The sequence below is a fragment of the Stenotrophomonas maltophilia group sp. Smal32 genome, assembly GCF_030237085.1.
Taxonomy (GTDB): domain Bacteria; phylum Pseudomonadota; class Gammaproteobacteria; order Xanthomonadales; family Xanthomonadaceae; genus Stenotrophomonas; species Stenotrophomonas maltophilia_Q.
Genome location: NZ_JASJSI010000150.1, coordinates 1 through 8,159, shown reverse-complemented (window position 1 = coordinate 8,159; position 8,159 = coordinate 1). Strand labels below are relative to the sequence as shown.

The window sequence follows — 8,159 nt, the reverse complement described above, 5'->3', positions numbered from 1 at the left end:
GGCGCCTGGAGGCCGCCCCCACCCAGCCAACAGCAGCCGAGCGTGGGCTCGGCTCTACAGAAGAATCGGGCCCTGATTCAGTAGAGCCACGCCTTGCCTGGGTTCACCGCAGCAGCAGCTTCAACAACCCTGCAATCTTCGAATACGGCGGCCGCAGCCGGTCGCTGGCCGCCCAGCGTGACTGCCACAGCACCGGCAGCCGCTTGCTCATCGCGTCGAACCCGGCCCGGCCGTGGTACGCGCCCATGCCGCTGGCCCCTACCCCGCCAAACGGCAGGCCATCGGCGGCGAAGTGCAGCAGCGTGTCATTCACCGTCACCCCGCCCGCCACCACCTGGCCGAGGATGCGCTCCACCGTCGCCGTGTCATGGCTGAAGGGATACAGCGCCAGGGGCCGGTCACGCGACAGCACGTCGGCCAGCGCAGCATCCAGATCCGGATAGGCCCGCACCGGCAGGATCGGCCCGAAGATCTCCTCGCGCATCAGGTCCAGGTCGTCCGGCGGGTCCAGCACCACGGTCGGCACCAGCAGGCGCTCACGGTCAGCACGCGCATCATCCACCTGCGCCAGCGGAATCACTGGCACACCGCGTTCGCGCGCCTGCGCCAGATAGCCCTGCAGGCGCCGGTACTGGCCTTCGTTGATGATGCGCGTGTAGTCGTCGGCATCGCTGAAATCGCCGTAGCGCTCGCGCACCTGCTGCTGCAGCGCCTGTACGAACTCGCGCTGGCGAACGGTATCGATCAGCACATAATCCGGCGCGATGCAGGTCTGGCCGGCGTTGAACCACTTGCCGGTGGCCAACCGCGCGGCGGCCTTGTCCAGCGGGAAATCGCGACAGACAATCGCCGGCGACTTGCCGCCCAGTTCCAGCGTGACCGGCACCAGATGCTCGGCTGCGGCGGCCATCACCTTGCGGCCAACGGCCGTCGAGCCGGTGAACAGCAGATGGTCCAGCGGCAGCGACGACACCGCTGCGGCCACATCCGCCCCGCCCTGCACCACCGCCACCCGATCGGGCGGGAACACACTGGCCAGCAGATCGGCCAGGAACGCGCTGGTGCGCGGCGTGTGTTCAGAGGGCTTCAGCAGCACGTGGTTGCCAGCGGCAATCGCGGTGGCCAGCGGCACCAGGGTCAGCGTGACCGGGTAATTCCAGGGCGAAATCACCCCGACCGCGCCCAGTGGCGTCGGCCGCAGCTGCGCGCGCGCCGGCCACAGCTTCCAGCCCGCCGATGCCCGCTGCGGCTTCGACCAGCGCCGCAGGTGGCGGCGCAGGTGGTCGATGGCCGCCAGCACGCTCATGCCATCGGCCAGTTTCGATTCGGTGTGGGCGCGGTGGCCGAAGTCCTCGGCGATGGCCTGGGCCATTTCGTCCAGACGCGGCTTCAGCGCCTCGCGCAGGCGGCGCAGGTCGGTGTCGCGCTGGTCGAGCGAAGGGCGCTGGGCCTGCCAGGCGCTGCGCAGGGTGTGCAGGATGGCGGGGAGGTCGGCTGGGGCGATGGTGGTCATGGGCCGATTGTAGGGTCGAGCCGTGCTTGGCTCGCATGCCAACCTTCACGTCCTGGCACGGGGTCTCATTCGGACACCTCCCAACCGCCTTGCATGCGTTCACCCTCGCATGCAAACCCGTCCATCACTACGCCTTCTTCTGGTCGGTAGGTTCTGCCGGGCATGACTGAGGTTCTGGCAACTCAAGCGGGATTTTGATCGGGTACTCGGGGCTGCTGTACGCGTAACAGGAGGTGGTGACCTGAATCTCATCGCAGGGCAGGAAATGCACGGTGATGCCGCAGACGTCCTGGCCGGTGTAGTCCGGGACGGGGACGACTTTGCTTTGCCTGCGCTTCTGCGCCAGGATTTTTTCTCTCCAAGCCAGAACTTTGGACCAATCTTCTGTCCCAGGAAAATCTATCGAGCTTCCTGCACCCGTTTCCCAGTCAACCCGCACCGTCAGCCCCGGATACCAGCGCTCTGGTGCACCGTAGCAGCAGCCTCCACCCCCGCCTTGATATGGGCCAATGATGTCAACGGCTGAACGACCATCGACACTGAACCGGTTGATCGCCCAGTGGGTGTGGTTGACGCCATAGATCGCACTCGCATCCACAGCGTAGGCAGACAAGAGCAGAGGTGGGCCAGCAAGAAATGCCAGCGCCACGCGCTTCAAAGCAAACATCATTGAAACTCCATAATGTATAGCCCTCATTTCTTGTCCGAGGGCACCAATGCCCTACTCAGGCGCAAACTCCCGCCTCCAGTCACGCAGCATCTCGACCTCCCGCGCGATCAGTGCTGATTCTGCTGCGGGCGCGTCGGAGAACTGTTCGCCCGACACTGGAATCCTCTTCAGGGGGACATTCCGATCACCTACGAAGAAGTGGGGTGTAAAGCAGTAAGGCTCATCCCCCGATTCCGTGGGCTGCTTCACCAACGTCGCGAACACGGCATTCGTCGGCACGCTCGGTTTGGCGGCTGAACACCACGGATGCGACGAGACGATGTCCTGAATCCGCGCACCAGCCCGACGTAACTCCGTGGGACTGAAAACCTTGCCGAGAGAGACGCGATGTACCCGATAGGTGTCGACTTCCGGTTGCGCCTCGACAAGCCATCCTGAGTTGTCATGCGATGTGCAACTGCAATCGCAGGTCACCAGCGTTGCGTTTGGTACGGCGTTGTTCCAGGACAGCCAGACCTTCTCTGTCTTGCAAAGTTGTTTGATCACGGGCGATCTTTCCTCGACTCGCAGGCTTCCCTGCGGTGTCGCACCGTCGGCAGCTACATGCGTTTCAGCGCCAGCCGCTGACGCTGAGACAGTGATGATCGCTGCCAGAAGTACCCTGCGCATGTCCCGATCCGATTCGATGAATCACACATGCTATGGGGCGTACTGACGAACAAAGGGAGTTCGGGCCATTTGCGTCAGAAGTTGGCAGTTCTTGCTAGAAGCCCCCGTCTTCCGTGTGGCTGGATACGTCATCCCGCACCGGTACGATCAAATACTGGGCTGATATGTAGATTCGTACTTGTTTCATTGCCGCACGACGTCAGCGCGCTGAAGGTAGTGTTCCACCTCCAATAACATGCGTAGATGCGACGCGTATTTGCATTTCTGACCGGATGTCTTCTCATGGCCGGAACTGCCGATGCCAGCGAGCAGTCCATTGATGTCGCGGAAGTCGGCCTGAACGCCGAGCACGAACACATCCCGTTGGTAGGCGACACCCTGGCTGCCGTCGTCGGCGATCTCGAGGGCGATGCCACACCCGGTGCCAGTATTGGCAGGGTGCTCGAGATACTTGCAGAGAGACTCGAACGTACGACCTGCTATCTACAGCCCCCCGTCAAAGACAGCTCACGTTCGTCCGGCGTGACCTGCGGCGGACCCGATGTAGACAGCGTCTTCCCGTACTACACCGCCTTGCGGCAGGCGAAGACACCAGCAGAGCACGAGAGTCGGGGCCGTCGCTTCCTGGACGCCTATACGGCGTTGCTCAGGGATGCGCCGGATGTCGCCCTCACGCGACCAAACGAAGATGAGGCGGCAGATGGGTTGTTACATGTGCTCTTCCCGTTCAAGGCCTGGGACGAGAAGCTGAACGTTCCACGCCATGACGTGTACTTCCCGTTTGTTCCTGTGTGCAACCTCGTTGTCGCTCGCGCTGCGCGCTGCCCGGAAGCCGACCAGTTGCGCAGAAAGATCGAGCAGGCAGGCGATGAGAGTGAACAGCGCTTGTTGTGCATCAAGGAGTTCTCGAGGCGACAGCTGGCGGAGGAAGGTGAATGTCCCGAAGTGACCAACACGAGCCCCTGATGCCCATCGCATGCTCCCGCCTGAAGATGACGGTTTCCTGGAGAATGAACTTGTTGAGCTTGATCTTCACTCTGCTTGCAACACTGGCTTCAACAGAGGATACGAAGGCTGGCAGCGGGAGATGGGTGCACGCTGGCAGCAACATCACACTGCGATACGACGGCGAGGAGAGCGGTCGCTACCGGAACCTGTCGGTGATGAAGCAGGGCAAACTGGTGCGCCGCATGGCACTCGGCAAGCGCTCGTACTCTCTGTTCGAGTACGACCCCGATCCGACGACGTCCCCTGACGGTCGGTATGTGCTTGTCACTGACTTGGAATCCGGGGAGGTTGGCTTGACGGATGGGCGCGGTTCTCTGCATGAAAGGCAGTACTGCGGTTTCATCGACACACAAAGCGGCTGCCTGTTCGCGCGTCAGACCGGGCAATTCTGTGGAGGGCAGTTCAATGACGCTGGCGCCTGGGTATCTTCGGCGCTTCCAGAGCTGATCCTTGCTGATGGGCGCCCCACCGCGGAGGACTATGTCTCAGGCCGCCTGAGTCCCTCGGATGCACCCGATGGTTCCCTCGACAATCTGCTTCGCTGCGACCCACCAGGCCCAGGCAACAGAGACCACTACGAGAAGCTGATCGATGCGGGGATCTTTAACGTCACTCCCTCGCAGAGAAGGGCGCTGTACGGCGGGTAGAGCCTACTGTTGATCGACTGCACCAGGCTCTAACTTGCACTGCCTACCGCGATTGAGTCAGATCCCTTTCGCATGCGAAAGGGATCTGACCCCGGGCGCGATACGGGCTGTGGCTTCGGATGCTTGTCAACCGCGATGACGGCATTGAGTGCTGTCTGTTCGCGTCTGCGGAATTCTGTGCCGCGCGTTGCGCGGTCGCCGAGCATGGCTCGGCGCTACAGGGAAACGAAAAGGCCGCGGTCTGCACCACGGCCTCTCCTTCATCCGATGAACATCATTCTTACTTGGTGATATCCACGTCCTTGGTCTCGCGCAGGAACAGGCCACCGATCACCACCGACATCAGTGCGATGATGATGGGGTACCACAGGCCGTAGTACAGGTTGCCGGTACCGGCCACCAGCGCGAACGAGATCGCCGGCAGGAAGCCACCGAACCAGCCGTTGCCGATGTGGTACGGCAGCGACATCGAGGTGTAGCGGATGCGGGTCGGGAACAGTTCAACCAGGTAAGCGGCGATCGGGCCGTAGACCATGGTCACGTACAGCACCAGCAGCCACAGCATGAAGATGGTGCCGGCGATGTTGATGCGGGCACCATCCGCCTTGGCCGGATAGCCGGCGGTGGTCAGGGCGGTCTTCAGTTCCGCACCGAACGCATCGGCCTTGGCCTTGCCGTCTTCCTTGGTCAGGCCGGCGGCCTCATACGAGGTGACGCTGGCGCTGCCCACGTTCACCATCGCCAGCGAACCGGCGGCGGCGGGCTGCACGTCGTACGGCACACCGGCCTTGGTCAGCGCGGCGGTGGCCACGTCGCAGGAGCTGGTGAACTTGCGCAGGCCCACCGGATCGAACTGGAACGAGCAGGTGTTCGGATCGGCCACGACCAGGGCCGGCGAGCTGCTGCGGGCTTCTTCGATGGCCGGGTTGGCGAAGTGGGTCAGGCCCTTGAAGATCGGGATGTAGGTGACGGCCGCCAGCAGGCAGCCGGCCAGGATGATCTTCTTGCGGCCGATGCGGTCGGACAGCCAGCCGAAGAAGATGAAGAACGGCACGCCCAGCGCCAGCGCGGCCGCGATCAGCAGGTAGGAGGTGGTGGCATCGACCTTCAGCATGCTGCTGAGGAAGAACAGCGCGTAGAACTGGCCGCCGTACCAGACCACGGCCTGGCCGGCTGCAGCGCCGAGCAGGACCAGCAGCATCAGCTTCAGGTTGCCGCCCTTCAGGCTGTCACGGAACGGCGTCTTGGAACCCTTGCCCTCGGACTTCATCTGCTGGAACAGCGGCGATTCGCTCAGCTGCAGACGGATCCACACGGACACGCCCAGCAACAGGATCGAGACCAGGAACGGGATGCGCCAGCCCCAGGCTTCGAAGGCTTCGTTGCCGAGGAAGTAGCGGCAGGCCAGGATGATCAGCAGCGACATGAACAGGCCGAGCGTGGCGGTGCACTGGATGAAGCTGGTGTACAGGCCGCGCTTGTCATCCGGCGCATGCTCGGCCACGTAAGTGGCGGCACCGCCGTACTCGCCGCCCATCGCCAGGCCCTGGGCCAGGCGCAGGATGATCAGGATCACCGGTGCGGCGAAACCGATCGAAGCGTAGTTGGGCAGCACGCCGACCAGGAAGGTCGAGATGCCCATGATCAGGATGGTGACCAGGAAGGTGTACTTGCGGCCGATGCGATCGCCGAGGCTGCCGAAGAAGGCCGCGCCGAACGGACGCACGAAGAAGCCGGCGGCAAACGCCAGCAGGGCGAAGATCATGCCCGTGGTTTCATTGACGCCGCTGAAGAACTGCTTGGCGATGATGGCGGCGAGCGAGCCGTACAGGAAGAAGTCATACCACTCGAACACCGTGCCGAGGCTCGAGGCGAAGATGACCTTCTTGTGGCCCTTGGTCAGGGTGCCCGCTGGATTGTGCGGGCTTGATGCAGTGCTGGACATGGGACGTTTTCCCTCTGTAGGTGCCGACCTGGGTCGGTGGGTGCCGACCGTTGGCCGGCACTCAGTTCGGTAGGTGCCGGCCGTTGGCCGGCACGCTCTTAGAAGCTGTACTTCGTGGTGAACTGCAATCGGGTGATATCACCCTTGTTGCCGTTCTCCACTTCGCGACGGCCGTACATCAACTCCGCGCCGATATCGACCTTGGGCAGCGGCGAATAGAAGATGTTGCCGCGGATGCTCTGCACGCTCTTGGTCACCAGCGGGCCGAGAATGCTGTCGTTGTCGTAGTCGCTGCGCGCGTAGATCAGGTTGGTGCGCAGCTTCGGCGAGAACGCATGCCGCCAGCCCACGTAGCCGGCAAGCACGCCGGTCGGGTTGAGCTCGTCGCGGGCCACGTCATAGGCACTGTCGGCGGTAATGCCCAGGCCGATGTAGCGGGCGATGCCTTCGCCGCCGGTCAGCTGGTAGTGCAGCGAATCGCTGTCACCCATCACCCACTTGCCGCCCAAAGTCAGGCCGCCAGCCACCTTGTCGGCCTTGGCGCCGGTGGCCTGGTTGTCGACCTTCAGCTGACGGACGATGCCGCCGACACCGAAGGTGCCCCAATCACCCTTCCAGCCATAGCGCATGGTCAGATCGGGCAGGCTGCCACGGTCGGAGTTGGCACTGGCGTTGGTCCATGCGCCGGTGACCGGGTTGCGGGTACCGGTGAGGGTGGTGGTTTCCGGGTTTTCCAGCGCGACGCTGAAGCCGCCCTGGGTGTAGCGCACCTGGGCCTGGCGCACGAAGATCACGCCGTCGGTGGGACCGACGAAGTCGACCGCTTCGGGCAGTGCGGCCGCGTCCATGAAGTTGGACCAGGTCTGGCCGGCCATCCAGTTGTTCCAGTACATGTAGGCGTGGCGCAGGGTCACACCGTAGGTATTGGTGGCGGTCTGGTTGCCCAGCGAATTGCCGAAGAAATCCATCTCGAAGAACGCACCGGCCTTGTTGCCCGATTCGCTCACGTTGTCGATGCCCAGGTTGAAGCGCGAGAACTTGGCGTGGGCGTTGAAGTCGGTGCCCGAACGCTTGCCGCTGCCGCCGGCGCCTTCCACCGGGGTCTGGCCCGGCAGGTACAGCGAGCGGCCGGTGGCGTCGTCGGCCAGCTGGCCATCGCTGGTCTGGGTGGCCAGGAAGTCGGCCTTGATGAAGCCGCCGATCTTGACCGTGGTACCCGGCGCTGCGCCCGGGGTGATGGTGGTGACCTGGATCGGCTGCTTGCCGGCCGGCACCTGTGCGACCGGCTTCTGCTCGGCCTGCACCGTGCGCACTTCGGTCACCGCCTGCTGGGTCTGGCTGATCTGGGTCTGTTGTTGTTGCTGCGAAGACAGCAGCAGCTGGACCTGGCGTTCCAGTTCGGCAACGCGTGCTTCCAGTGCCTTCTCTTTGGCGGTCTCTGCGAACGCCATGCCCGGTGCGACCAGGGCGACCAACAGGCAGGCCGCCAAAGGTTTGCGCACGGCTTTCAACGTACGGTGGCTCATGTTGCCCTCTCTCCCAAGTGGCAAGGTGATGCCGCGCGTGGGGCACGGTCGAGCCGAGACTGCGGGGCGATTATGTATAGCGGCTATTCGCCATTGGTCGAACCCGGCCCTGCTGGGCGCTCACTTTCGACCATGGTCTAACCAGGGTGGTGACGCGGCCGGGGGTGGATGGGGCAAACTG

Annotated in this window: 7 protein-coding genes; 2 read left to right on the top strand and 5 right to left on the bottom strand. The window is 63.4% G+C overall.

The window, feature by feature from the left end; genetic code table 11:
• Positions 1 to 103: 103 nt before the first annotated feature.
• From QRO91_RS20915 to QRO91_RS20905, 3 genes are all read right to left on the bottom strand, one after another.
• The gene (locus QRO91_RS20915; RefSeq protein ID WP_285310543.1) at positions 104 to 1,513 is read right to left on the bottom strand and encodes a coniferyl aldehyde dehydrogenase; all 1,410 of its coding nucleotides are present in this window, start codon (positions 1,511 to 1,513) and stop codon (positions 104 to 106) included.
• 127 nt (positions 1,514 to 1,640) lie between these two features.
• Positions 1,641 to 2,180, bottom strand: coding sequence for a DUF3304 domain-containing protein (locus tag QRO91_RS20910; RefSeq protein ID WP_049432129.1), 540 nt, complete (start codon positions 2,178 to 2,180; stop codon positions 1,641 to 1,643).
• 54 nt (positions 2,181 to 2,234) lie between these two features.
• Entirely contained in the window at positions 2,235 to 2,729 is a 495-nt protein-coding gene (locus QRO91_RS20905; protein ID WP_152906616.1) for a hypothetical protein, read from the bottom strand.
• A gap of 405 nt (positions 2,730 to 3,134) precedes the next feature.
• Here QRO91_RS20905 and QRO91_RS20900 point away from each other — a divergent pair, with 405 nt between their 5' ends.
• Positions 3,135 to 3,818: a hypothetical protein gene (locus QRO91_RS20900; RefSeq protein WP_049432105.1), complete on the top strand. Its 684-nt coding sequence runs from the start codon at positions 3,135 to 3,137 to the stop codon at positions 3,816 to 3,818.
• Positions 3,819 to 3,871: 53 nt separating this feature from the next.
• Positions 3,872 to 4,507: a hypothetical protein gene (locus QRO91_RS20895; protein WP_197620785.1), complete on the top strand. Its 636-nt coding sequence runs from the start codon at positions 3,872 to 3,874 to the stop codon at positions 4,505 to 4,507.
• A gap of 280 nt (positions 4,508 to 4,787) precedes the next feature.
• Here QRO91_RS20895 and QRO91_RS20890 read toward each other — a convergent pair whose 3' ends face one another.
• Both QRO91_RS20890 and QRO91_RS20885 read right to left on the bottom strand, forming a co-directional pair.
• The gene (locus QRO91_RS20890) at positions 4,788 to 6,452 is read right to left on the bottom strand and encodes an MFS transporter (RefSeq protein ID WP_049432099.1); all 1,665 of its coding nucleotides are present in this window, start codon (positions 6,450 to 6,452) and stop codon (positions 4,788 to 4,790) included.
• 98 nt (positions 6,453 to 6,550) lie between these two features.
• Positions 6,551 to 7,978 (bottom strand): DcaP family trimeric outer membrane transporter, encoded by a 1,428-nt coding sequence (locus QRO91_RS20885; RefSeq protein WP_197650791.1) that lies wholly within the window; start codon positions 7,976 to 7,978, stop codon positions 6,551 to 6,553.
• Between the last annotated feature and the right edge of the window lie 181 nt (positions 7,979 to 8,159).